The organism is Nitrospira sp. BLG_2 (assembly GCF_049222245.1).
Genome location: NZ_JBLYIG010000459.1, coordinates 1 through 2,237 on the forward strand (window position 1 = coordinate 1; position 2,237 = coordinate 2,237).

General features: G+C 54.5%; 2 protein-coding genes and 1 pseudogene. All 3 read right to left on the minus strand.

The features are described 5' to 3' along the window. A pseudogene (locus ACOSYY_RS12465) lies at positions 1-317 on the minus strand (DUF1499 domain-containing protein); the annotation flags it as partial. Between the two features lie 474 nt (positions 318-791). Beyond that, positions 792-1,319: a gamma-glutamylcyclotransferase family protein gene (locus tag ACOSYY_RS12470; RefSeq protein ID WP_421662777.1), complete on the minus strand. Its 528-nt coding sequence runs from the start codon at positions 1,317-1,319 to the stop codon at positions 792-794. Between the two features lie 9 nt (positions 1,320-1,328). Then, positions 1,329-2,237 (minus strand): ATP-binding domain-containing protein (locus ACOSYY_RS12475; RefSeq protein ID WP_421662778.1); only part of this gene is annotated, 909 nt, incomplete at its 5' end.

Genomic DNA, 2,237 nt, shown 5'->3' on the forward strand with positions numbered 1-2,237 from the left:
GTGCTGATGTCGTGAATGGCCGGCACCTGTTGCGCGACACGCTTCTGCTGCCAGGGAATCCCGAAGACGAGGAGGCCGACCACGAGACCGACGAGAGACACCATGGCTGAGCGCCACTGCGCCCGCTTTAGCGCCGCGAGACAGCCGAGGAGACCGATGATCGCACTGCCTCCCCCTCCGTATGCGGCCCAGGTCAGAAGCTGAAAGCCAGTGCGAAAATGCCACCATCCCGCGCGGCTCCCAAATCCCGCAAGAATGGCGACGACCGCGGAGAGGAGCGCGAGCAGACAGGCTGAACGGCTCAGCACGACCGGCATGGAGCGCCTCGCAGGGAAGCGTATTCTAGGAGGTGCCGTCAGAACACGCAATCGGGCTGACGTAGCCGGCAGCGGAGTATAGGTGTAGTCGCTCCACGGTCAGCTGGGCATTCGTCATACGGACCTGCACGATACTTTCCCCAGAATCGCCACCACAGAAACCGACTCCGATTTAGCCCTCATTGTCCTGCAAAGCATTGTGGAATTCTTCCATCTCGGCACCCGAAAAGCCGGACGAGAGTTGTTCAGCCAGGGTCGAAGAGCTTACGGCTAACTGAAAATGACTTTCAGAACTTCGAAGCGATCACACAGGAGGAACAGACCGGAGTATGCCGGTATTATGTGTTGCGAGAACACGCAGGGAACACACAGGGTTTGTACTAAGTTGCACTTTTGGATCTCGGAGCTCGATTCAGAATGATGAATCGCGGTCAAACATTCTTCGGTTAGGAACCGTTTCTTTCTGAGGCGGCTTCAGTACCATTCCTCACCCTTACCAGCTAACAAGGCCTCGTTTCTCTCACGCCGCTCGACGTTAGGATCAGGTTGTGAAGCGACCCTCCTGAGGGCTTGAACATACGCTTCTGGAAGACCGTGCTCTAGCGCACCTTCAAGGACTAAGGCCTTATACCAGCTATAAGGCCGGCGATGTGGGTCTCGCTCGGTCGCAAAATACGTAACAGCCGTTTTTACGGCGTCTGGCGTGACTACCTGTATAAGGCCATTGCGGTAGCCCCGGCCGGCGCCTTCGGTGTCATCGAGGCTTCGTGAATCACTTAAGCTGACCTCGAATAGAACACCGTACACGCGATCAGCAGGGTTTGCGGATTTCTCCATGCTACATTTGCTGGAGCTGTCCGTACTCACCTTGTCAAAAGTGAGACGGTGGCCTTGGACAAAACCAGTACCAACCGGCATGGCGGATGGCGCCCGTTTGGGCGCCCTTAGTCGTCGGGTTAGCATATTCGATCCATAAGCGAAATACAGAAATGTGTTGGGCATATTTTTGAGCTAAAAATCAAGCAATGGGCTTGGATTATTGCGCGAGACAACAAGCATAAGGCGGTCCTTCGCTCGACTGATTGCCACATAAAGAAGGCACCTTGTCTCAGGCCTATCCGGAAACGTTTTGGCATCGCAGGAGAGGATGATTACGCCCCCACATTCCATGCCCTTGGCTTTGTGAACGGTGCTAATGGCTTTCTCGGGAGGCTTCGGATGAGAATAGGACCGATGGTGGGTAATCTCCGCTAATCCTACGTCGGCCGCTTCGAAACCCCCAAGATGAATCGCATCCCAGAACTCTTTGTAACAATCGATTTCGACGTCGGCGAAGTCGCTGTCGGAGGTCGTTTTCAATTCCCAAAGACGGCGCAGCAGTCTAGCGACGCCATGATGATCGGCATTGTCCACTAAAAATCGGGCTAACTCTTGCACCTTTGCTGGTTTGCCACGACGCTTCGATCTGCACCCTTCTCGGGCCTCCCGCTCCAATTCGTCACCGAAAGCGGATGGACTGAAGCCCTTTCCGATGTTGCCCATGAACTCAACAACTCCCCGTGCGACAATTGCAGGGTCCCCTCGGCCACGGTGAACTACATCCATTAGCCTTTCTAAACTTGTGCGAGTGTGGCCTTCCCATAATGGGATACGACGGTTGAAGAAGCTACGGAGTGATCGTGCCGTGTCATTGTAGTGAGTCAATATCAAAAGCGACTGCTGAGCCTTCTCGAAGGCATCTACCGGTTTCCGGTCCTGATCGGAGAGTTGATAGTCGAAGTTTTTCTTCGCGATATTCTCCCCAAAGAAGATGTTGACGCTTGGCGGCAGTCCGTTTCTTAGATCGACTTTGCCTTGCGTCTTTAGAGCTTCGCGTGCCTTTAGAGTCCATTGCCCCAGCTGCGGACATCCGTTCTGCCA

Coding starts and splice junctions, on each gene's coding strand:
- ACOSYY_RS12470 (WP_421662777.1), bottom strand. CDS start 1,319: ATGCCCAACACATTTCTGTATTTCGCTTATGGATCGAATATGCTAACC.